Consider the following 20,880-nt stretch of genomic DNA (forward strand, 5'->3'; position numbering starts at 1 on the left):
TAACTCCTCTTTTCTAAAATTTTTTTAGATATCCGTATAAAACAGACACTATACATGTTAGCACTTACTTTCAATTCATTCAATTGGCTAGCTTGAAAATTCTGATATTCAGCATAAAATGTATATTAATTCTGTCGATTACCGGATACCAAGGGATTTAGCCATTGTTTAATCGAATATTTCATGTATAAAAGTCGTATTTTTAAAATAATCCTTGTATAAAAACACAATTGCCACTATAATCAAGGGCAACAACTTATATAGATAGAGGAGTCAGGATATGAAAAAGAGATTGGTATTATTCTTCGCGCTTGTGTTAGCGCTGGTCACCGGCTTTACCGCCATGACCGCCACGACGGCCAACGCCGCCACTGACACATCACTGTCGAAGGTTCAGAAGAAAGGGACGTTGGTCATGGGGACCTCGCCCGATTACCCCCCTTACGAATTCCAAGCGACGGTCCACGGCAAGACGAAGATCGTCGGCATGGACGTGGCCGTTGGGGAAAAAATCGCTAAGGACATGGGCGTTAAATTAGTCGTTAAATCCATGTCTTTTGATTCCCTGCTGGTTGCCCTGCAAACGGGTAAGGTCGACATGGTCATCTCCGGAATGAACCCAACGCCGGCCCGGAGAAAGAACGTTGATTTCACCCATACCTACTATCAAGGTGGGTACAGCATTGTCATCAACAAGAGTGACAAGGGTATTTATAAGAACAAAGATTCCTTCGTGAACAAGACCATCGGGGCACAGACCGGGTCGACGATGTACAACGAATCCAAGAAACAGACGAGTGGCACAACCGTTAAGGGCATGACCTCCGTGTCCGACCTGATTCTGGCCCTCCAGAGTCACAAGATTCAAGGGGTCGCCATGGAAAAGCCTTCCGCCCAAGCCTACGTGGCCAACAATAAGGAATTGGCTGCCATCCCTAGTGACTTTAACCTGAGTGCTTCCGACACTAGTGCTTCTGTGGCCTTCAAGAAGGGTTCCACTGCTCTGGTTGCCGCAGCTAACAAGTCCGTTGACCAAATCAAAAAGCAAAACTTGGTCAACAAGACCTACCTCCCCGCTGCTGGGAAATACCTTAAGACCAACACGGTCAACACCAGCATGTTCCACTACTGGAAAGCCTTCCTGACTGGGATTGAATACACGTTGATCATTACCGTTTGCTCCGTCTTCTTCGGGTTCATCATCGGGGTCATCCTGGCCCTCGCGCGGATGGGCCAGGGCGGTGCCATCAAGACTGGTTTCCGTTGGTTAGCCACCGCCTACGTTGAATTTATCCGGGGCACGCCAATGATGGTTCAAGTCATGTTCGTCTACTTCGGTTTAGGCTTGATCGTCAACCTCCCCGCATTAACATCCGGGATCATTGCGATTTCGCTGAACTCTGGGGCCTACGTTGCCGAATACATCCGTGGTGGGATCAACTCCGTGGATGATGGTCAAACAGAAGCTGCTAGAAGTTTGGGGATGTCCAGTGGGAAGACCATGCGTTTCGTTGTTTTACCACAAGCCCTCAAGAACATCTGGCCATCACTTGGGAATGAATTTATTACCTTAATTAAGGACAGTTCCATCGTCTCCATCATTGGGGTCTCCGAATTGATCTTCCAAAGCAACATCGTTCGTTCCGACACTTACCGAGGCGTGGCTCCTATCGCCGTCATCATGGTGCTCTACTTCATCTTGACGTTTACCGCTTCTCGGATCCTGAACTACTTCGAAAGGAGAATGCAACATGACTAAACCAATCATCGAGGTTAAAAATCTCGCGAAAAGCTTCGGCAAAAATGAAGTGTTAAAAGATATCACCGAACAAGTCGACCCTGGGCAAGTCATCGTTGTCATTGGCCCTTCCGGTGGTGGGAAAAGTACATTCTTACGTTGCCTCAACCTCCTAGAAACCCCAACGAGCGGCGAGGTTGACTTTGACGGTGAAAATTTGACCACTCTAGACACTAAGCGGGTCAACGAACTTAGAGAAGAAATGGGCATGGTGTTCCAAGGCTTCAACCTCTTCCCGAACATGACCGTGCTGGAAAACATCAAATTGGCGCCAATGAAGGTCAAGGGGATCGACGATGCAGCTGCTACTAAGCGGGCCCACGAACTCCTAAAGCAGGTCAACCTAGATGACCATGCCGACGCCTTCCCTAGCAGCCTCTCCGGTGGTCAAGCACAACGGGTCGCCATTGCCCGTGCCTTAGCAATGGATCCCAAGGTCATGCTGTTTGACGAACCCACTTCTGCTCTTGACCCCGAAATGGTCGGTGAAGTGCTGAACGTTATGCAAGAACTGGCCAACCAAGGAATGACGATGGTCGTGGTCACTCATGAAATGGGCTTTGCCAAGTCCGTTGCTGACCGCGTCTGGTTCATGGCCGATGGTTACATTCAAGAAAACAATACACCCGAAGCCTTCTTCGGCAATCCCCAAACGGAACGGGCGCAAGACTTCCTTTCCAAGATTCTCATGTAACAACTGAACTTAATCCCAATCTCAAAAGGCATCACCCGTGAGTCCTCAATTGGACCTGCTGGGTGATGCCTTTTTATCATTCTCACTCAATTCGCTCTAATCACGACGGCGACGACCCCCTAGCACGGTCAGTAACCCTAATAAAGCACCTACGATTGACCAACTGGCTGTCGGTTTTTCGCCCGTCTGTGGCAAATCGGCCTGGCCGACAAACTGGGGTGAAAGCTGTTTCCTCGTTGTTTGCACAACCGATGCCTTTAACTGAACAGCTTTATTCTCAGGTTGCGTTTCTTTTGCCGCCAAGTCCTTTGCGCTCGCCTGTCGTTTAGTCGACGGCTTCTTGCCGATGACGCGGTCTACCGCTACGTTCAGCGTTCCTGGTTGCCCGGACTTTTGGGCAGTCGCGGGCACGGCAACATCCCCCGTTACCGTGTGAGTCTCACCGGTACGGTCGGGCGTGTTGGAACTGGCTGGCGCCACCGCACTATCCGCTGCGCTACCCGGCTGGACCACCCCCGCTGGTGCCGAATCACCCGTTGCCGATGATGCTCCGCTTGTAGTGGCCGAGCTAGAAGCGGAATTTTCCGCTGTTGACGCTGCACTAGAAACTGATGTTGGGGCAGTCGTTGCGGGACTAGCTACGGAACTTGGCTTTGTGGCTGTCGCTGAGTTTGAGGTTGTCGCAGCACTTGACGCTGGGGCTGACGAACTCGTTGCAGTATTAGCCGCTGAACTCGGGTTTGTGGCCGTTGCTGAGCTTGAGGTTGCCGCAGCACTTGACGCTGGGGCTGACGAACTCGTTGCAGTATTAGCCGCTGAACTTGGTTTTGTAGCTGTTGCTGAGCTTGTTACCGCCATGCTTGATGCTGGAAATGCAGCACTTGTCGCAGTACTAGTCGCTGAACTTGGCTTAGCTGTTGCTGATGAACTCGTTGCCACACTTGATGCTGAGCTTGTTGCTACTGCCTCACTAGACGCTGACGATGCGGTACTTGTTGCAGTGCTAGTCGCCGAACTCGGCTGAGTAGCGACTGATGAACTTGGCGCTGGCGCTGATGAACTCGTTGCCATACTAGTCGCTGAGCTTGGTTTTGTGGCTACTACTGAGCTTGAGCTCGCCACACTTGATGCTGGTGCCGCCGTACTCGTTGCCACACTTGACGCTGAGCTCTGATTAGTGACTGCTACCGAACTTGAGGTCGCCGTCAAACCTGACGCTGGCGCTGCCGAACTCGTTGCCACACTTGACGATGAACTCGGATTAGTGGTTGCTACCGAATTTGAGGTTGCCGCCGTACTTGACGCTGGCGCCGCCGTACTCGTTGCCACGCTTGATGCCGAGCTCGGATTTGTGGCTGCTACCGAACTTGAGACCCCCGCCGCGCTTGACGCTGAACTTGGATTAGTGACTGATGCAGAACTCGATGCCATTGGCCCATTAGCCATCGATGACTGGTTCGAAGCCGTTGACTGGGATGGTGTTGTCACTGGGGTGACCGGAACTGCCGTAATGGTTAACGCACCATTAACCAGGGTCACCGTATAGTTGGGATTAGCTCCTAAGACTACCGTAATAGGGTATGTCCCGGCCGTTTCTCCAGCCACCCGCTGGACCGTATAGTTTAGCGGCACGCCGTCAACTGGGAGACCGCTTACATTGACACTCGGGATTGGTTCCGTGGCCCCAGCCACCTTGGTCTCATTGCCAACAGTAATCGTGACCGGCGCCGGAGCGACCTGTAAGCTTCCCTGGCCGCCCAATGTCCAGTCATAGATATTTGACTCGGGTAGGGCTTGCAAATGAGCGATTCCAGCCGGCGTCAATGTTACTGGGTAGGTTCCCACTGAAGCCGCAGCGGTCGTGGTTAAATCACCCGGTTGTGGCGTATAGGTCTGACCGTCAGGCAAAATAACCTGATAATCCGTCGGTACCAACGTTGGTTGTTGGCCGGTGTAAATGACTTGTGGCGCCCCAACCAGTTGATACGTTCCCGCCCGTTTCGTGACCGTCACTGTGATTGTGCTACTAGCATCCTGATAGCTATAGGTAATCGGATACGTCCCCACCACGGTCGAATCCACGGTTCCTGTCACCGTCACCGCACTCAGGGGCACTGACGAATGGTCGGGCGCAGTGGCACTGACAAAGTTATCCGCTGGTTGCCAAGCGCTTCCCGCCAGCAGCGTCGAATTGACGGCCTTGATTGCCGGATTGCTTAAATCTACCGTTGCCTGTCCAGCGTAGACTATTGCCCCATCAGCATTTACCAACGACCAACTGAAAGTAAAGTTCGACTGTCCCGAAGCTACCGTGAACTGGCCATTCTGATACGTGGCATTAGTGACGCCTGAAACCGTCACATCGGCCGGCGTCAATTGTCCCAATTTCACAGTCAAGAGATCGGCCAACGTTAACTCATGAGGATCGGCGAAGATCGTCACAAATTGATTCTGTGCTATCCCTGGCAGTGCCGGTCCGGTAATCTGAGCCAACTGGTTACTGCCAAAGACATCGTGACCCAAGCTCTGTAAGGCATTATCCAAATTCAGCGTGGTCACGTGATTGCCGGCAAACGCCAAATCACCCAACGTCTGCACATTAGCTGGCAACGTCAGTGTTCCTGTAATGCCGGCATACTCAAACGCCCCATCCCCGATTGCAGCCAGTTGCGTGGCCTGGCTCAAATCCAACGTGGTCAGCCCGCCATCGTAGGTAAAGGCATTGACGCCAATAGTTAACACGCCATTCCCTAAAGTGACCGCCTGTAGACTCTGATTGGAGAGAAAGGATTGGGCGCCAATCGCCTGCACACTATCAGGCAAGACCAATGACTGCAGCGCCGTGTCATACATGAACGCTGAATCGCCAATCGTCACCAACTGACTAGCTGGCGCAAAATTTATGGTCGTCAACTGCTGGTCCGTCATAAACGCTCCCGTGCCAATGTCCTGGACCGTGGCCGGAATAGTCACCATCGTCAGGCCATCCCCGGCGAAGGCTTCATTGCCAATCGTCGTCAGGGAAGTTGCCGGTGTGAGGTCGACCGTGGTTAAATCAGGATTTTCTGAAAAGGCCCCCGTGCCCAAACTAACTAAATCTGCTGGCAACTGGACGTTTGTGACCCCATTAACGTATTTAAAAGCCTCACTGCCGATTGTTGTCACGCTATTTGGCAACGTGATCTGTGTCAACCCGGTGCCAACAAACGCCTGGCTACCCACCGTTGTCAAAGCCTGATCAGCCGTAAAATCGGCCGTTTTTAAATTATCTAAGTAAGCAAACGCCGAATCGCCAATTGTTTGTAACCCATTGTTAAAGACGACTCCCGTCAGTCCTGTTGTGAATCCCGTCTGCGCCGCGAATGCCCCGGCACCAATCGACGTGACTTGATAGGTCTTACCATTCGCCACATACGTTGATGGCAGGCGCAGTGTTCCACTGACAGCCTGATTGACCCCCGTAATAGTCGCCGTTGTCGTCGCCTCGTCCGTCTGCCAGTTAAATACCGTATCGGTCGTTGCTGGCGCGGCTGATACTGGCGTTGCCGCCGACGTCACTGGCGATATTGCCGCTGAACTAGCGATGGATGATTGTCCGTTAGTGGCGGATGACGCCCCAGTGACCGCAGCCTTCTGAGTACCTGCCACTGATGAAGACGTGGCATCAGCCGTGGATGCCACACTGGCAACAGAACTGACGGTACTAGCCGTCGAAGCCGCTGAATTGGCTGGTGTCGCCGCTTGACTAGCCGCAGACACCCCAGACGATGCCGCTACTAACTGACTCGCTTGTGCCGCAGACGTGGCCGTTGCCGCACTGGCTACCGTTATCCCGCTTGATGCTAGAGACGTTGTTGCTGTACTGCTAGCCGAACTCGTTGTACTCGCTGACGGAATCGTTGCGGCCTGTGCCCCCTCTATCGGCCCAGTAGCAAGCGCTCCAATCCCAATTGCCGCCGTGGCGAGCGCCAATGCCGCCCACTGCCGCTCATTTCTATGTGTACCGGTTGTCTTTTTTTTTCGCATAATCTCTGACTCCCCCTCAAATACTGCCACAAGAACTGTGCTTACCGCATGTAAATCACCATTCTTGTTTTGCACAACACACTGTTTTAATCGTGAAAAAAATTCAACCTTAGAACATTCACTTCGCACGTATTTTAGTCCCGTAGTCACCCAACACCACGAATTCCTAACTGGGGATTGGGAGTTAGGCCCTTAACATTACCATCGGGAATCAACCTTGAAACAAGACCATCATTGGTAGTTGCACGCCATGAACCCCCTTGAACAACGCCAAAAAGGGACCCCTGGTTAGCAACCAGCGATCCCCGTTCCAATTTTCAGTTTACAAGACTAAACGTCAAAGTTTCTTAAGCAGCGATTCTATTTAGCCCGACAACCATCTTGACCCTGAGTAGATACAAAAATGACATTCAACATTCACTGCCAACAATCGTCCTACCGTTTAGCTTTTCCGAAATGTTCGGTGGCCCAGTAAGACAACCAGACCGATGATAAACTCAGCCGCACCGGCAAAGATGACAACGCCCAAACCGCTACGGATCACCGATGTCACGAGACTCGTAAGCTTGGTGGTCGTGGCCGTCACCACGGCCGGGGCCACCAAGAAACCGACAACCCCAACGATGGCGGCCATGATACCGCCCAGCGTCAGTCCTGGTCCTAAGCTCCCAAAGAAGTGGTGCACCCCAAAGGCATAGATGGTGGTGACCACCAGCAGGAGCAGCGTTGCCACCAGCAGCCAAAAATCAAGCCGCTGGGCGCGTTGAATCTTCCAGCCGACTGTCTGCATGGTCGGCGTCTGAAAGGCCGCTACCGCCCTTTTTTCGGCCTGATTAGCGACCTTGCCTACCAGCGTGGCACTAGCCGTTATACCTAACGTCTGTGCCTGGGTCGTAATGGCGCTCGACAGGGCCGAACTATCCGGCGTCGTCGTGCTTTGTCCATATAATTGCGCGATCCCCTGTTCCAGGTAAGGCTGGATGACCGCTGCCGTGACCGGATCACCAGACACACCTAAATCATCCAGGTCACTGTTCACATTGGCCATGACCTTTTCCCCCGTTGTGGAGCGAGAAACAACACCAGCAACATAGTTAGGGTTAAAAAGCGTCAGTCGTAGGCCAACTGCCACCGTCAGCAACAAGACCAGAAAAGCGGCCCACCGACCTAAAGCCGGCCGCCGTTGATAATTGGTTGGGCGCGGCTGCTGTGGTTCTTCAGGTTCCGCTGAATGGTACCGTTCCATTCGACTAGTCGTACGCACAAAACCACCTCCGTTACCCGTCATCCGCGACTACTCAGCTTTTATCGGTCAACTAGCCCCATCCGACGTCTATTATTGTTTTTTATTTTAGCACATCTAAAAACCAGATGGGTTAAGCCCAGCTTAAGTTAATGGTCTAGGTCAAAAATCGAAAGATAAAATAGACTACGCTGACTATGCTCCGCCTGCCTAAAATCTACAGACCAACGTCTAATTTTACCAAATTGAAACATAACTTAGTCACTTTTCAACTAAGCCAGCCCACAATCATTGTAAACGAAAAGAAGGCTCCGAAATCCCAATTGACCTCGTGAACCTTCTCATTTAAGCAAACTTATTTCGTTGAACTCCGCTTCATCAACCCGTAAGGCAAGATCACGGTGTTTTCATCAACGGTTTCATTGTTCATCAGCTTGGTGAGCAACCGCATGGCCACGGCACCAATATCGTACAGTGGTTGGGTGATCGAACTCATCTTTGGCCGTACCAATTCGGTCAGCTTCGTGTCGTTGCTGGTAATCACTTCGAATTCACCAGGAACGTCGACACCGGCATCGGTCAACCCGTTCATGACACCGGCGGCCAATTCATCGTCACCAACGAAGGCAGCCGTTGCGCCAGCAGCCGTTAAAGCTGGTTCGAGTGATTGACCAGCCTTGTAAGTGTAATCCGTTTCAAAGACTAACTTGTCATCGTAACTGATACCAGCGTCTTTCAAGGCTTTCTTGTACCCTTTCAACCGGTAATCATGGTTGATGGCTTGGTCCATTGAGCCGGAAACAAAAGCAATCTTCTGGTTACCATGGTCGATCAAGTTCTTCACCGCTTCAGCAACGGCAGCAACGTAATCGATGTTGACGCTCGGTTGGGCCTTTTCAGCATCAACTGAACCTGCTAAGACAACTGGGGCCTTAGAACGCTTGAATTCTTCACGTAACTCGTCAGTGACTTGGTTCCCCATGAAAATGATACCATCAACTTGCTTGGCCATTAAGGTGTTCAATACTTGAACTTCCTTGCCCCCGTTTTCATCGGAGTTGGTCAGGATGATGTTGTACTTATACATCATGGCGATATCATCGATCCCCCGTGCTAATGAGGAGAAGTAAGCGTTCGTAACATCGGGGATGATAACCCCAACCGTCGTGGTCTTCTTACTTGCTAACCCCCGTGCAACGGCGTTTGGTCGGTAATCTAACCGGTCAATGACCTCTAAAACTTTCTTACGTGTCGCTGGTTTTACGTTTGGATTCCCGTTAACCACCCGAGAAACGGTGGCCATCGAGACCGCCGCCTCACGCGCCACATCATAAATCGTTACTGTTTGTTTTTCCATAGCGATAGCCCTTTCTTCCTTGTTTTGGTTTGTTTTCATTCGTTTTCAAGCAACTTGACCAGTATACAGAAAGTCAATCATTCGCGCAACATTGAAAACGCTTTCAAGTCAAAGAATACCGTAATTTCATTTAATTTTCAAGGCACATCTCTCTATAGAGGAGAATTTTCGAGGTTGATATGATTTACTATAAGTCTCGTTAACGGCGTTGTTAAGCTGTTTACAGAAACATTTTCTACTTAGCGCGTGATAAAAAAATTTATCCGGACGTCTTGAATTTTTTTGACGTGAACATCTCATTCACCAGTCACGATTGATATTTTCTATAATGATTTCACAATTTGCGCCTTCTCCCTAACTAAATCATCTGGCGACTAAAACGGCCATGAACTTATGCTATAATAAACTCATCTTTTGAAGGGGTGATTGAATGACTAAACTTGAACAAATCCAGCAATGGACCGCAGAACAACACGCTAGCATGACGTACCTGAGTAATCCCAAAACTATCCAGTATCTCACTGGTTTTGGTAGCGACCCCATCGAACGGGTCCTTGCCCTAGTTGTTTTCCCAGACCAAGATCCATTTATCTTCGCACCAGCCTTAGAGGTTGAAGTCATCAAGTCAACTGGCTGGAAATTCCCAGTTATCGGCTACTTGGACCACGAAAACCCATGGGCCATGATTGCCGACCAAGTCAAGCAACGTCACGTCAATCCCGACCACGTCGCACTGGAAAAGGGTCAACTCCCAGTTGCGCGGATGGAAGCCTTGGCTGCCCAATTCAGCAACCCCCACTTCGACTTAGACATCACGAGTTTCATCGAACGGATGCGTCTGATCAAGTCCGCCGAAGAAATTAAGAAGCTAGAAATCGCCGGTAAATGGGACGACTTCGCCTTTGAACATGGTTTCGCAACCGTTAAAGCCGGCAAGACGGAACAATCTGCCGTGGCCGAATTACAGTACGCTCTGATGAAGGAAGGCATTATGGAAATGTCCTTCGGGAGTCTGGTTCAAGCCGGCGCGCACGCCGCCGAACCACACGGTGCCACGAACGATACCAAATTTGAAAACAACGAACTGGTCTTATTTGACCTCGGAACCGTCTATGACGGCTACATTTCCGATGCTTCCCGGACGGTTGCCTTAGGAACCCCAACGGCGAAGGAAAAGGAAATCTACGATGTTTGTTTGGAAGCGCAATTGACTGCTCAGACTGCCGTTAAGCCTGGGATGACCGCTGCTGAACTGGACAAGATTGCCCGGGACATCATCACCAAGGCCGGCTACGGCGAATACTTCATTCACCGTCTCGGCCATGGGATGGGCATGAGTGACCATGAATTCCCATCCATCATGGAAGGCAACGACCTGGTTCTCGAACCCGGCATGTGCTTCTCCATCGAACCTGGGATCTACATTCCAGGCGTCGCCGGTGTCCGGATCGAAGACTGTGTTCACGTGACGGCCGATGGCAGCTTGCCATTCACGCACACGTCTAAGGAACTCACTTACGTTGGCTAAATAGATCCTGCTTCGATAGTCCTTGCCAGGTTGGCAAGGACTATTTTTGTGGACTTTAAATGCAAAGTTGACTGTCAATTGCCGCACTCCGGCTCACGTTTAATCTATCCCACAACCAACGTTAAACCAAAAGATTCGTTCTGAATCTCAAAATAAGCTCGCGACAATTCTAGAAATAGTATTCATGCCCAATTATGGCTAACTTATCAGGAGAAGTGAGCTCCAATGTGGTTTTAGCAACTAGTGGGTACAACGAGTACTATTATAGTCTCTATATGGTCGCCCATTATCCCGACACTACACATTACCCCAAATTAAAAAGCCCCGGCAATTAACCGTGGCTTCCTCTTTAAGCTTTAAATTAGTCTTCAGCCGGAGCGTCATCAGCGGGCTTTTCGTCAGCCTTGTCTGCATCGTCTTCTGCTGGCGCATCCGTAGTTGGTTCTACAGCTGCAGCACTGGCTTCTTCGTCCGGTAAATCGTTGACTTCATCGCTACTTAAAACGATATCGTCATCTTCATCATCGGCTGTATCTTCGCCATCTTTCCAAGCTGGTGCGTCGGTCTTGCCGGCTAACCGGTCGTCCAAGGCTTCCTTGAAGTCATCCGCAGCATCTGCAGCATAGAAGGCGTAATCCACAGCGCGGTCCTTGAATGCGTTGTAACGGTCGCGTGCAGCACCCTTTAAGGCTTCACGTTGTTCCAAGTCAAGTGCGTGGTAGGCTGCATAGGCAGCGCCACCCAATAACAATCCTGCTAATAACTTGTGTTTTGCCATACTCGTGACTCCCTTTCCGTGATTAATCCTTGTTTTTATGGTTCCGGTATAAATCAAACGCGGTCTTGCCGACCCGGGTCGCTAACGACGCCTTAGCCGTTTGTTTAGCCGTATCACCCACGCGTTCGGTGAGATTGCGGGTCGCCGTGTTTAGGTCAGAAACGCTTTCGCCTAAATCAGCGGCGGCTTGGAAGACGGGATCGATGGTCGCCACCTTCTTGTTGACATCCTCTAACAACTCGTTAGCATTTGCCATGATGTTTTCGGCCTGGTGACTGATTACGTCAACATCCGAAGTCATCGTTTTCATTGAATGATTGAGTTCACCCAACGTTTTGTTCATCTTTACTAAGAACATGCCAATGAAGAGGACCAAGATTAAAAACGCAATTGCTGCGATCAGGCCCGCTACTTGTCCACCGGTCATGACAACCCCTCCTTGTACTCGTTACTTACCAATAGAATAGCATTCTCAGCGCTTACACGCAATTAAAACCCCGAATCAGATTAAAATCTGCTACACTAGAAGATAAACTCAGATAGTAAAGGAGGCCCATCGCCTTGATGGCCCTAGTTACCACGACCGCCACCTCTTCCAAGTGGCTCCAAAATTATTTTAAATCTTTCGACTGGGACAGTTTCGTCCATCTCATTGCCAGTCGTTTCGTCACGCTCCTCTTCTTGACCCTGCTCTTTCTGGTGATCAACTGGATCGGTAAATTCATCTTACGCCGAAGTTTCAAACGTTACCTGAAACCTAGCGCCGAGGGTAGTAACCGGCTCCAGACCATTAGCATGCTGACGATGAACATTTTCCACTATACGATTCTGTTCTTCTGGATCTACGCGATTCTGTCCACACTAGGCGTTCCCGTTGGCACCCTAGTTGCTGGTGCCGGAATCTTCAGTTTGGCTTTAGGCCTCGGTGCTCAAGGATTCGTCAGCGATTTGGTCACTGGAATTTCCATTCTGCTTGAACAACAATTCGATGTCGGTGATACAGTTAAAATTGGATTGATCGAAGGGACCGTATCGGCAATCGGTCTGCGAACCACGCAGGTCACTAGTGCCGATGGGACCGTTAACTTCATTCCCAATCGCAATATTACCATCGTTTCCAATCGATCACGTAACGATATGCACGCGACCGTTAACATTCCGATTGCCTCGACCACCCCGGTGGAAAAGTTTCCCGCCATTATTCAGGCCACGAATGACCGATTAATTCCGGAACATCCAAGTATCATTGGTGACCCCACCGTCATGGGTGTTGTCACCCTCCCCACCGGCGAACTGGTTTATCAAATCATCATCGTCGCCAAGAGTGGCAGTCAGTTCCAGTTGCAGGCCACCTTCCTCACGGCCTATCTCAAGGCCATTCGGGAGGCCAACATCACGTTGCCGACCCACGCAACGATACCAACTAAATAAGTGATTCTTCATTGATCTGTGACTTCGGTCATGGCTCTTTTTTTGACTGGGAACCTTTTTGACTGGCAACACAGTGGTCCTTTCGCCTTACCGGCCGCCAGATATGGGCTGGAACGGTGCGGACACAACTTGAAGCCTCGAAAACCTCGAGTCTACAAGATTGGTCTTCTGCTAAGCCGGCATGAAACGCCGACCAAGCAGAATGACGCGCCTGAGCCCATATCTGGCGACCTCTCGGCTTACACTGGTGTCTACAATGATGCTGAATTATGATTGGAAAATTGCTATGCGTTCTGTTTGGCAAAATCGTGCAGACTGGTTAGCCAACTAGTTTATACGGCATGGACTTTTATGATTCAACGCCTACTCATAGATGAAAACCGTGTAAGCCGAAGGGGGCCAGGGATGTAGCCAGCCGTGATAATATTGGTGGCTGGCCGCTGGCTAGCTACCAATATGGGCGACTTTGAAGACACGCGTTCTTCGTGGCTTCAAAGCGAGCGAGAGGACCGCTTCCCAGTCCGAAGCGTCCCCATGGCAGGCGGAATCCCTAGCAACCGCAGTGCGACCACCCTCCACAAATTTAGATTATAAAAAAGGACCGTAACCGAAGTCACAGTCCTTCCGAATACAACATATACCAGTTACAGCCGCCACCAGTCGATTGTACTGAAAATTGCCAGCACGAAAAGAATGACAAACGACGAATAACTGCCAGTGCCTGTAGCGGCCATGATGGCTAAGCCAATCGTGAACAACCACAGGATGGCAATCAAAATACCTAATCCGATTTTCACGGCGGTCCCTCCCTCACGAAATACAGTTTCTTGGTTCAAGACCCCTTATTTATCCGCTTGCCCTGCCTTATCGGTCAACGGTGTCACTTCATAATAATTATTCAAATTATGCGCTAAGTAGTTAATTCGTTTTAAAATCTCACGGCGCGTAATGATGCCCTGAAAGACGTTATCCGCATCGACTAATGGGATAAACGGTTCATCAATCAGGTAGTTTAAAATCGTCTCTAATTTAGTGGGGTCATCTACCCAGTGATCGACCGGCAGCATGGCGTCGGCGACGGTGTAGTTGCTGAGCTGATCCACCGCAGCACCCGGAACCTGTAAGAGTTGGTTGGTAATTGCCGCCAGGGAGATCATCCCCTGCAAGTGATCATCCGCGTCCAGAACGGGAATCCGACTGTAACCTACCTTGGATAGGACCATGATGGCATGCTCCAAGGTGTTGGTTGCCGTGACATTGGCAACGACGTCCGCGGGAATCACATAACTTTTCTTTTCCTTGCGCAACAGTTGCTCGACGGCTGCGTCAATCATACGTGAACTCATCCTTTCTGAAACTAACGGTCAAATGTAAATTTTAAATCGGCTACCGGTTGGGCGTCTCTGGTGAAGTACTGCACGACCCACTGCGCCGGCGTGACTGTAATGACCGCGCAAGTTCCTCCTAGTTGACGAAACTCGCCTCTAGGCTGACTAATGCTGCCCGGATTGACGAAAACGTGGCCCCCGACCTCTTCGGCAGCCAATTCGTGCGTGTGACCGAAGAAAACCAAATCGGCCTGTTCTTGATCGGCGTGGAGCTTCAACTTGGTCAGATCCCAGTGAACGGCGTCATAGTGGCCGTGCGTCAAAAGGACCTTACAACCATCTACGGTCGGTGTCTCCACCAACGGCAGCTGCCCATCATGATCCATATTACCTTGCACAACGTAAACGTCCTTGAACCAAGGGTCCGTGGCATCCATTTCGGAATCGCCACAGTGAAAAATCGTGTCCGGTTGCAACGCCTGCTTCAACGTGACCAAGATATCCCGGTCACCATGATTATCACTCACGACTAACCAACGTTTCATGGTTTATTCCTCCCACCATTGATCGAACTGCGGTAACATCGCCGCCGTGGCCTTTGCCCGGTGGCTGTGCTGATTCTTCTGAGTTAACCCCATCTCAGCGAAGGTCTGGTGCTCCGCTGGCACGTAAAATAACGGATCGTAACCAAAGCCATCTTGGCCCCGCGGTGCCGTTAAAATTTCACCGCGAACTTCCCCGGTCGTCACGAGTTCCTTGCCATTCGGCTTAACCAGTACCAGTGACGTATGAAAAGCCGCCGTGCGCTTGGCTTGCGGTACACCCTCTAGATTGGCTAACAATTTCTCATTGTTCTTCGCGTCATCGTGGTCACCCGCATAACGGGCCGAGTAGATGCCCGGTTCCCCGTTCAACGCGTCGACCATCAAGCCAGAGTCGTCTGCTAAGACGGGAAGTTGCGTTTGTTCTGCCACAGCGGTCGCCTTTAATTTAGCATTCTCCGTAAACGTCTTGCCGGTCTCTTGGACCTGCTTTAAGTCAGGAAAATCGGCCAACGTCTTCACCGTCAGTCCCTTAGGCTCAAAAATAGCGCGAAACTCGCGGGCTTTGCCGGGATTGTTCGTTGCAATTACAATCGTATTTGCCATCACTAAACCTCCGTTGCGGTCATTTCCAGCGTCTTAACCGGTAGATGGGCCACCTTAACTGGTGCAATATCGAGCCATTGACTGGCTAATTCATTAAACTGAGAAACATCTCCCGTGGTGTAATAGTCCGCCGTCCCTGGGGTGCTCGTTGGGTCCAACAACTGATCTTGTGCCAACATCTGGCGGGCGACTTCAGCGGTTGCTGCCCCCGGATCGACCAATAAAACGTCCGGTCCGATGGCCTTTTGAATCGCCACTTTTAGCAGTGGAAAATGGGTGCAGCCTAAGATGAGGGTATCGATGTTTTGCCCCTTAAACGGTGCTAGACTAGCATCGACCACACTCTGAGCGTGAGCCGATGTTAAATCATTGGCCTCTGCCAAGGTCACCAGATCCGGACAAGCCACACTGATGACCGTATTTTTCGCATCGGCCGCCAAAATCTTTTGCCGGTACTGGTCACTCTTGACCGTCCCCGCCGTGGCAATGACGCCGATTCGATGATTCTTGGTGACCTTGACTGCCGCTTGGGCGCCCGGGGTGATCACCCCGACGACTGGCACGGGCAGTTCTGCCTGCATCGTCGTTAAGGCCGCTGCTGTAGCTGTGTTACAAGCAATCACCAGCATCTTAATGTTTGCTTGTTGTCTTAAGTACGCCGCAATCTGCCGCGTAAAGGTCGTGACTTCTGCCACCGACCGTGGTCCGTAAGGGAGTCGTGCTTGATCCCCTAAAAACACCGTGTTTTCGGTTGGTAATAACCGTTGCACTTCTTTTAATACCGTTAAGCCGCCGACTCCTGAGTCCATTAGTCCAATTGGATCACTAGGCATGAATCAACGCCTCCTCTCAATTACTTGAAACTATATTATCGCCTTTTTATGAACCGGTTTCAAGTTTCGTGGTAAGCAAAATGACCAATCCATCTAAAAAAACACTTAAATTTAACGTGAAAGTAACCTCATAGAAAAATTAAGGTATAATAAAATTAGAATATATACGGATGAAGGAGCCAACCATTGTGAAAAACTTATACCAAACTGTCATGGGCGATGCTGAGGGTGCCGCCTACCTCCCACAATTAATTCTCCGCGATGCTTTGTTACCAGAGTTACTGGGTGACGATCACGGGGCAATTAACTATTGGGCTGGAAAATCCCTTGCCCGTCGTTTTCCACTGGGAAACCCCAAGGATGCCAGTATCTTCTTCGAACAAGCCGGTTTTGGTACCTTAACTTTGCTCAAACAGACCGACCGCGTCTCCGAATGGCAGTTAAGCGGCGAACCCGTTAAGCTTCGCAAACGCCTGAATGCCGAGGAAGGCTTTACGCTTGAGGCTGGTTTCCTAGCAGAAATGATGGCCCAACAGCTCGGTGTCGCCACGGAATCCGAGTTGACCGATGCCCCTCGCAAATTACGCGATCAGGCAGTCGTCTTCAACGTCTACACGGACCCCAGCGACATCATTCCGGACTACGATGCGCCAGAACCTTTAAAGCTTGTGCGTCCAGACGATTCCGACCAAAACTAACCACTTCTATTTTACCCTAAAAAAAAGCGACTGCCAAAATTTGGTAGTCGCTTTTAATGACGTCAAAAACCTAAGCTTCAACGTACTGGTCTAAAATCTTCTTTAATTGGTCTTTGGAGTGGTAGCCCACGATTGAATCGACGACTTGGCCATCCTTCTTCACGAGTAGCGTTGGGATACTCATGATACCAAATGATTGTGGCGTGTTCGGATTGGCATCAACATCCATCTTATTAAAGGTGACGTTGTCCATCTCACCCGCTAATTGTTCAACAACTGGTGATTGCATCCGGCAAGGACCACACCAAGTTGCCCAAAAGTCGGTCAGAGTTACCCCTTTAGCTGTGTCTTGTTCGAAGGTCTTATCCGTTGTTTCTGCTACTGCTGCCATTCCTAATTACCTCCTAAATTCTCATTAATAATCTCAGTCTACCAGAATCTCTTCCAATCACCAACTAAGTTGCTTACAATTTAATAGTATTGTTCGGTTGGTTGTGATTGCTGACGGGATTATGTGTGGATTACCGCACTGCGGCGGCCAGGGATTCCGCCTGCCATGGGGAACGCCTCCAGCCTGAAGTACGGGCTTCCAGCTCGCCTGAAAGCCACGAAAACCACGTGTCTCCCAGGTCGTCCCACGATGTAACCCGGGAAAGAACCCCGGCTAACATCGTCGACACGGCTGGCTACATCCCTGGCCGCCTCCGGCTCACACTGACCTCTTCCAGCAATAACCTGAAGCATGCTATTTTTCAAGCAACTTGGCTAGCAACTCTGTGGGTCCATAATTACTGGACAGCTTATTTTATGGCATTCCACAGCAAACATCTGACTATAACCTTGGACAATTGTGCTAATCACCACGAATAGCAACTGTCCAACTATAATCCAACGTTGTCACAAACCGCCAGTGTAAGCCGAGAGGCCGGTAGATATGGGCTCAGGCGCGTCGTTCTACTTAGTTGGCGTTGTCTGCCAGCTTAGTAGAAAACCAATCTTGGAGACTCGTGTCTTCCGAGGCTTCAAGTTGCATTCGCACCGTTCCAGCCCATATCTGCCGGCCGGTAAGGCGAAAGAACACGCTATTTAAACCGGACAACCGTTGAGCCGTCGCCACCCGCGTTGGCTGGTGAGAAGCCGAAACTCTTGATCCGACTGTTGCTTTGCAGGTATTCCGTGACCCCTTTACGCAGGGCCCCGGTCCCCTTACCGTGAATAATCGTGACGGAAGGATAGCCGGCCAAGAGTGCAGAATCAATGTAACGGTCCACCTCAGCCATGGCCTCTTCGTAACGGTGACCCCGTAAGTCCAGCGTTGGTGACATGCCGTTTGACCCGGTTCGCTTGATGCTGGCCTTCGGTTGTTTCTTCGACTTGGCAGGGTCCTTAGCCTTTTCCAAATCAGTATTGGCAATCTTCATTTTTAAGATTCCCAGTTGAACTTCCCAATGATTGTCATCGAGTTGTTCCATGAGAACCCCAATTTGGCCGTATGACTTCACCAGAACACTGTCGCCCTTGTGGAAGTCCAGCTTGGCCTTTTCCCGCCGCAGGACCCGGTTCTTTTTGAGCTTGGTATCCTGTTGTAGCGCGTTCAAGGCACCCTGTGCGGCAATCAATTCGTCTTCCTTGACCACACTTTGACCAGCCGCCAACTGCTTCTTTCGCAAGTCAGAGATAATCTGGTTGGCGCGCTTCCGGGATTCATCGACCAACCGGTTCGCGTCACGTTTGGCATCCAGCATCAATTGGTCCTTCTGGTGCTGGTACCCGTCAAATTGCTTCTGCAACTCAGCGTGTAACTCGTCCGCCTCGGCCAATTGGGTGTGCAGACTTTCGGCGTCGGCATCGACCCGGCGTTTCTGTTCGGTCAGATCGGAAATCATGGCGTTCAAGTCCTGACTATCCTGATCAGTCAACCCACGTGCGGCGGCGACCACCTGACTTGGCATGCCCAACCGTGCAGCAATGTCTAAGGCATTACTACGGCCGGGAATCCCAATCAGCAAGTGATACGTTGGCTGCAGCGTTTCGCCGTTGAACTCCATGCTGGCGTTGATCGTATCTGGCCGATTGTAGCCATACGCCTTCAGTTCTGGATAGTGGGTCGACGCCATGACATAACTGCCCAGCGTCCCGATTTCATCCAAAATGGCGATGGCGAGTGCGGCCCCTTCCTGTGGGTCGGTCCCGGCACCTAATTCATCGACCACAATCAAACTCTTTTCGTCGGCTTGTTTGAGAATTGCGACAATGTTTTCCATGTGACCGGAGAACGTACTCAAACTCTGCTCAATCGATTGTTCATCCCCGATATCCGCAAAGATATCATCGAAGACGCCGATCACACTGTTTTCATTGGCCGGAATAAATAAGCCAGATTGGCCCATCAACTGAACCAATGCCAACGTCTTAAGTGTAATCGTCTTCCCACCAGTGTTCGGCCCGGTCACGATAATGGCCTTGTAGTCCTTACCGATCGTAATGTCGTTGGCAACGACCTTCTTTTGGTCGATCAACGGATGGCGCGCTTGGCGCAGACTGACCTGATTGTCCAAGGACAGTTTGGGCTCCGTGGCCTTCAAATGGTGCGCGTACTTCGCCTTAGCGTTGATGAAGTCAAAGTGACCCAATAGCTCGGCATTTCGTAAAATTTCATCTTGATAAGGGTCCAGCAACGCCGTCAGTTCTGCCAGAATGCGTTGTTCTTCATGACGTTCGTCGATCTGATTTTGCCGCAACTGATTGTTTAAGCCTACAACTGCTTGGGGCTCGATGAACAGCGTCTGCCCACTGGCACTTTGGTCATGGACGATGCCGCCGAAGCGTTGCTTGTATTCTGCCCGGACGGGAATCACGTAGCGGTCATCCCGAATCGTCACGATGGTCTCACTCAGGTACTTGGCATCCTTGCCCCGCGTGTATTGGTCCATGGTGCTCCGAATGGCCGCTTCCGTTTGGGTAATGTGCTGACGAATCTGCTTAAGGGCTGGTGAGGCTTCGTCGGTGATGTGACCGTCGCCCTCTAGTGACGTCCGCAAGCGCCGGGTCACGTCGGGTAACGTAACCAGTTCCTTAACCACGCGGTCTAATCGCCGTAAAGTGACCTCCTTGTCGGCCAAGTCACGGAAAAACTTCACGACCGACCCAGTGGTCCACAGTACCCGACTGATTTGTGCCAATTCCACCCCGTTCAAGACGGCTTCCATGGCTAACCGGTGTAAATGGGGCCGAATGTCATCCAACTTGGGTAACGGAATCCCATTTTCCAGTCGGTAAATATCCGCGCCATCCCGCGTTTCGTCTAGCCAAGTTTGTAATTTTTTTGCATTGTTTGTGGGGGTCAGCTCGTTTAATTCGTGTTGCCCCGCAGCGGAGACCAAATAAGCCCGTAATGCCTGTTTGATGCGCTCATATTCCATAATTTTTAACGTTTTTTGATTCATAGGACACCTCTCTCTCCCGAACCAGTAGCACTTGTCTTCTGTTTCTGCTCCGTCAGCCACCAGTTAAACACGCGCTTGGATAAGACCGGCGTCTGCTTAACGATCCACTGGGCCACCGATGAAGACTGGTAACTACTCTGAAATCCCGAAATGGGAACTAATATCAATAAATTTAAGGTCAAAAAAATCACCACGTAACGGATGACCAAATTGATCAGGCCGCCCGCTAGTGAATTGACCTGATGGATCACGGGTAACCACGTCACCTTGTTCAAGGCATAAGCCACCCGGTGGACAATAAAATACCCCACCGTGAGGATTGCGGAGAACGCCAGACCGTTGAGAAAAAAACTGCTGCTCTGACTGGCAGCCACGGCACTGACCGAGCTGTCCAGTGACAGGTTACCAACGAATTGGCCAATACCGGTAGCCAGTGGCTTCGCACCAAATCGGGCGACGATCCACACAACCAGGTAGCCAATCGTGGTCAAAATTTGTAAAACTAACCCCCGCCGATAACCCCGGCGAAAGCCAAAAATCAGAATCGCTAAGATAATCAGACTTAACAGCAA

The 20,880-nt window shown here is 50.7% G+C and carries 18 protein-coding genes; 5 read left to right on the forward strand and 13 right to left on the reverse strand.

The window, feature by feature from the left end:
• Nucleotides 1–280 precede the first annotated feature (280 nt).
• Together JUF10_RS08285 and JUF10_RS08290 are read left to right on the forward strand one after the other, a co-directional pair.
• Nucleotides 281–1,759, forward strand: a complete 1,479-nt coding sequence (locus tag JUF10_RS08285) for an ABC transporter substrate-binding protein/permease (RefSeq protein ID WP_203641733.1) — start codon at nucleotides 281–283, stop codon at nucleotides 1,757–1,759.
• The gene (locus JUF10_RS08290) at nucleotides 1,752–2,492 is read left to right on the forward strand and encodes an amino acid ABC transporter ATP-binding protein (protein ID WP_308440212.1); all 741 of its coding nucleotides are present in this window, start codon (nucleotides 1,752–1,754) and stop codon (nucleotides 2,490–2,492) included. Before JUF10_RS08285 ends, JUF10_RS08290 begins: the two co-directional genes overlap by 8 nt.
• A 96-nt stretch (nucleotides 2,493–2,588) precedes the next feature.
• On the opposite strand, the gene JUF10_RS08295 is transcribed toward JUF10_RS08290, so the two are convergent.
• From JUF10_RS08295 to ccpA, 3 genes are all read right to left on the reverse strand, one after another.
• A complete protein-coding gene (locus JUF10_RS08295) occupies nucleotides 2,589–6,518 on the reverse strand; it encodes a leucine-rich repeat protein (protein ID WP_203641734.1) in 3,930 nt (1,309 codons plus the stop codon).
• Between the two features lie 442 nt (nucleotides 6,519–6,960).
• Nucleotides 6,961–7,782, reverse strand: a complete 822-nt coding sequence (locus JUF10_RS08300) for a hypothetical protein (RefSeq protein WP_203641735.1) — start codon at nucleotides 7,780–7,782, stop codon at nucleotides 6,961–6,963.
• Between the two features lie 334 nt (nucleotides 7,783–8,116).
• The gene (ccpA, locus tag JUF10_RS08305) at nucleotides 8,117–9,118 is read right to left on the reverse strand and encodes a catabolite control protein A (RefSeq protein WP_048732055.1); all 1,002 of its coding nucleotides are present in this window, start codon (nucleotides 9,116–9,118) and stop codon (nucleotides 8,117–8,119) included.
• A 430-nt stretch (nucleotides 9,119–9,548) separates the two neighbouring features.
• Between ccpA and JUF10_RS08310 the strand changes: the two genes are divergently transcribed.
• Nucleotides 9,549–10,646 (forward strand): M24 family metallopeptidase, encoded by a 1,098-nt coding sequence (locus tag JUF10_RS08310; protein WP_203641736.1) that lies wholly within the window; start codon nucleotides 9,549–9,551, stop codon nucleotides 10,644–10,646.
• 361 nt (nucleotides 10,647–11,007) lie between these two features.
• Here the strand turns inward: JUF10_RS08310 and JUF10_RS08315 are convergent, their stop codons facing one another.
• Together JUF10_RS08315 and JUF10_RS08320 are read right to left on the reverse strand one after the other, a co-directional pair.
• Nucleotides 11,008–11,424, reverse strand: a complete 417-nt coding sequence (locus JUF10_RS08315; protein WP_203641737.1) for a hypothetical protein — start codon at nucleotides 11,422–11,424, stop codon at nucleotides 11,008–11,010.
• A 22-nt stretch (nucleotides 11,425–11,446) separates the two neighbouring features.
• Complete coding sequence (locus JUF10_RS08320; protein ID WP_048732058.1) at nucleotides 11,447–11,851, reverse strand: DUF948 domain-containing protein; 405 nt, start codon at nucleotides 11,849–11,851, stop codon at nucleotides 11,447–11,449.
• Nucleotides 11,852–11,985: 134 nt separating this feature from the next.
• On the opposite strand from JUF10_RS08320, the gene JUF10_RS08325 reads away from it, so the two are divergent.
• Nucleotides 11,986–12,855: a mechanosensitive ion channel family protein gene (locus JUF10_RS08325; RefSeq protein WP_203641738.1), complete on the forward strand. Its 870-nt coding sequence runs from the start codon at nucleotides 11,986–11,988 to the stop codon at nucleotides 12,853–12,855.
• A 644-nt stretch (nucleotides 12,856–13,499) separates the two neighbouring features.
• On the opposite strand, the gene JUF10_RS08330 is transcribed toward JUF10_RS08325, so the two are convergent.
• Genes JUF10_RS08330 through murI form a run of 5 tightly spaced genes read right to left on the reverse strand, consistent with a single transcriptional unit; the run spans nucleotide 13,500 to nucleotide 16,164 of the window.
• Nucleotides 13,500–13,652: a hypothetical protein gene (locus JUF10_RS08330; RefSeq protein WP_158727579.1), complete on the reverse strand. Its 153-nt coding sequence runs from the start codon at nucleotides 13,650–13,652 to the stop codon at nucleotides 13,500–13,502.
• A 45-nt stretch (nucleotides 13,653–13,697) separates the two neighbouring features.
• Nucleotides 13,698–14,189: a cyclic-di-AMP-binding protein CbpB gene (gene cbpB / locus JUF10_RS08335; RefSeq protein ID WP_143463278.1), complete on the reverse strand. Its 492-nt coding sequence runs from the start codon at nucleotides 14,187–14,189 to the stop codon at nucleotides 13,698–13,700.
• A gap of 23 nt (nucleotides 14,190–14,212) precedes the next feature.
• Nucleotides 14,213–14,728 carry a YfcE family phosphodiesterase gene (locus JUF10_RS08340; RefSeq protein WP_203641739.1) on the reverse strand — a complete coding sequence of 172 codons (516 nt, stop codon included), beginning with the start codon at nucleotides 14,726–14,728 and terminating at the stop codon, nucleotides 14,213–14,215.
• A gap of 3 nt (nucleotides 14,729–14,731) precedes the next feature.
• Nucleotides 14,732–15,331: an XTP/dITP diphosphatase gene (locus JUF10_RS08345; protein WP_203641740.1), complete on the reverse strand. Its 600-nt coding sequence runs from the start codon at nucleotides 15,329–15,331 to the stop codon at nucleotides 14,732–14,734.
• 2 nt (nucleotides 15,332–15,333) lie between these two features.
• Nucleotides 15,334–16,164 (reverse strand): glutamate racemase, encoded by an 831-nt coding sequence (gene murI / locus JUF10_RS08350; RefSeq protein WP_203641741.1) that lies wholly within the window; start codon nucleotides 16,162–16,164, stop codon nucleotides 15,334–15,336.
• A 188-nt stretch (nucleotides 16,165–16,352) separates the two neighbouring features.
• Here murI and JUF10_RS08355 point away from each other — a divergent pair, with 188 nt between their 5' ends.
• Nucleotides 16,353–16,862, forward strand: coding sequence for a YslB family protein (locus JUF10_RS08355; RefSeq protein WP_203641742.1), 510 nt, complete (start codon nucleotides 16,353–16,355; stop codon nucleotides 16,860–16,862).
• Between the two features lie 70 nt (nucleotides 16,863–16,932).
• Here JUF10_RS08355 and trxA read toward each other — a convergent pair whose 3' ends face one another.
• The 3 genes from trxA to JUF10_RS08370 form a co-directional block, all read right to left on the reverse strand.
• Complete coding sequence (gene trxA, locus JUF10_RS08360) at nucleotides 16,933–17,253, reverse strand: thioredoxin (RefSeq protein WP_048732071.1); 321 nt, start codon at nucleotides 17,251–17,253, stop codon at nucleotides 16,933–16,935.
• 691 nt (nucleotides 17,254–17,944) lie between these two features.
• A complete protein-coding gene (locus JUF10_RS08365) occupies nucleotides 17,945–20,308 on the reverse strand; it encodes an endonuclease MutS2 (RefSeq protein ID WP_203641743.1) in 2,364 nt (787 codons plus the stop codon).
• On the reverse strand, nucleotides 20,305–20,880 hold the full coding sequence (locus JUF10_RS08370) for a CvpA family protein (protein WP_203641744.1): 576 nt from the start codon (nucleotides 20,878–20,880) through the stop codon (nucleotides 20,305–20,307). The genes JUF10_RS08365 and JUF10_RS08370 overlap by 4 nt, the downstream gene beginning before the upstream one ends.

This window comes from Levilactobacillus andaensis (genome assembly GCF_016861695.1).
Lineage (GTDB): Bacteria > Bacillota > Bacilli > Lactobacillales > Lactobacillaceae > Levilactobacillus > Levilactobacillus andaensis.

What these genes read in the sequence shown, in the direction of transcription:
- JUF10_RS08345 (WP_203641740.1), bottom strand. Translation starts at nt 15,331, where the DNA reads ATGGCAAATACGATTGTAATTGCAACGAACAATCCCGGCAAAGCCCGC.
- JUF10_RS08310 (WP_203641736.1), top strand. Translation starts at nt 9,549, where the DNA reads ATGACTAAACTTGAACAAATCCAGCAATGGACCGCAGAACAACACGCT.
- cbpB (WP_143463278.1), bottom strand. Translation starts at nt 14,189, where the DNA reads ATGATTGACGCAGCCGTCGAGCAACTGTTGCGCAAGGAAAAGAAAAGT.
- ccpA (WP_048732055.1), bottom strand. Translation starts at nt 9,118, where the DNA reads ATGGAAAAACAAACAGTAACGATTTATGATGTGGCGCGTGAGGCGGCG.
- JUF10_RS08315 (WP_203641737.1), bottom strand. Translation starts at nt 11,424, where the DNA reads ATGGCAAAACACAAGTTATTAGCAGGATTGTTATTGGGTGGCGCTGCC.
- murI (WP_203641741.1), bottom strand. Translation starts at nt 16,164, where the DNA reads ATGCCTAGTGATCCAATTGGACTAATGGACTCAGGAGTCGGCGGCTTA.
- JUF10_RS08295 (WP_203641734.1), bottom strand. Translation starts at nt 6,518, where the DNA reads ATGCGAAAAAAAAAGACAACCGGTACACATAGAAATGAGCGGCAGTGG.
- JUF10_RS08340 (WP_203641739.1), bottom strand. Translation starts at nt 14,728, where the DNA reads ATGAAACGTTGGTTAGTCGTGAGTGATAATCATGGTGACCGGGATATC.
- JUF10_RS08290 (WP_308440212.1), top strand. Translation starts at nt 1,752, where the DNA reads ATGACTAAACCAATCATCGAGGTTAAAAATCTCGCGAAAAGCTTCGGC.
- JUF10_RS08285 (WP_203641733.1), top strand. Translation starts at nt 281, where the DNA reads ATGAAAAAGAGATTGGTATTATTCTTCGCGCTTGTGTTAGCGCTGGTC.
- trxA (WP_048732071.1), bottom strand. Translation starts at nt 17,253, where the DNA reads ATGGCAGCAGTAGCAGAAACAACGGATAAGACCTTCGAACAAGACACA.
- JUF10_RS08365 (WP_203641743.1), bottom strand. Translation starts at nt 20,308, where the DNA reads ATGAATCAAAAAACGTTAAAAATTATGGAATATGAGCGCATCAAACAG.
- JUF10_RS08320 (WP_048732058.1), bottom strand. Translation starts at nt 11,851, where the DNA reads ATGACCGGTGGACAAGTAGCGGGCCTGATCGCAGCAATTGCGTTTTTA.